The 1,017-nt window shown below is 43.3% G+C and carries 1 protein-coding gene and 1 pseudogene; both read right to left on the bottom strand.

Features of this window, described 5'->3' with window-relative positions; all coding sequences use genetic code 11:
• Nucleotides 1-197: pseudogene (locus tag B3182_RS02505) on the bottom strand (efflux transporter periplasmic adaptor subunit); the annotation flags it as partial.
• A gap of 3 nt (nucleotides 198-200) precedes the next feature.
• On the bottom strand, nucleotides 201-827 hold the full coding sequence (locus B3182_RS02500) for a TetR/AcrR family transcriptional regulator (protein WP_292358376.1): 627 nt from the start codon (nucleotides 825-827) through the stop codon (nucleotides 201-203).
• Between the last annotated feature and the right edge of the window lie 190 nt (nucleotides 828-1,017).

Below are 1,017 nucleotides of genomic sequence, written 5' to 3'. Positions count from 1 at the left end.
AAAGCTACCGTTCTTGCCGGTAATTCCGTTTTGATCGTGACCGTTTGTGGAATCAGGCTCACCACATCCACTTTCGGAGCAGCTTGCTGTGTATTTTGCTGAGTATCTTGAGAGTCGGAGGATTGGCATGCTGCCATATTGAGCGTCAATAAACTTATCAGCATCAATTTTTTAACAGATAAAAAATGGCGTGGCATTTACTACTCCTGATTGTCTTGTCCGTCAGTATCATCATTCTGTGAAGGTGAGCAGGCGATCGCATCCCAGCTGGCATCAATAATATTAGTCAGGGCATCGTTATCAACTTTGATAACGTCGATTAAATGTTGGCGGGCGAGAAACAGATAGGGTTCAAAACTCAGACTGATCAGAATATCGTCGGATAAGTTTTTAATTTGTTGTGTTGCCCGTCCCTTTTCAAACAAATCCTTAAGCGGTTGCAGCCCATCCCAGGCATGACTACGCTGGCTACGTAAAATATCCGGCGGCAGATGATCAAATTGTGCCTTGCTGTGCGTGATGCAGGGATTTTCGATGCAAAAGCGCCAGAGATTGCAGCACATTCTTCGATATTGTTGTTTGAGTGGTTGCTGCTGATCATGGCCCTCCAGTGTTGCTTTGATAAAGTCATCAATTATGTGGGTATTGAGCTCACGGATCAGTTCATCCCGATCTTTGAAATAAAGATAAATGGTGCCAGTGGCAACACCAGCCTCTTCGGCAAGTTGTTTAATCGAAAAACCATGAAAACCGTAGTTGGAGAGCAACTTTAAGGTGGCACAGAAAATAGCTTCACGTTTATCGGCAGTGCTTTTGGCTGGAGACATAGTTGACTTATTATGAATGAACGTTCATTCANNGTGGATATGAAAGATAAACAAGCACCTGAACTTATTTTGTCAATCGATTGTATATCGGCTGTAAAAGTTGCTTTTCTCCATCCAGGACTAATGCATGTTCAGCACGCTGTTGGATAAGTTTGAGATGACGAGAAACTTCTGATCCAAAAACGGCGGG

Origin of the sequence: Methylophaga sp. UBA4204 (assembly GCF_002379485.1) — a bacterium.
GTDB lineage: Bacteria > Pseudomonadota > Gammaproteobacteria > Nitrosococcales > Methylophagaceae > Methylophaga.
This window is presented reverse-complemented; position numbering and strand designations above follow the sequence as displayed.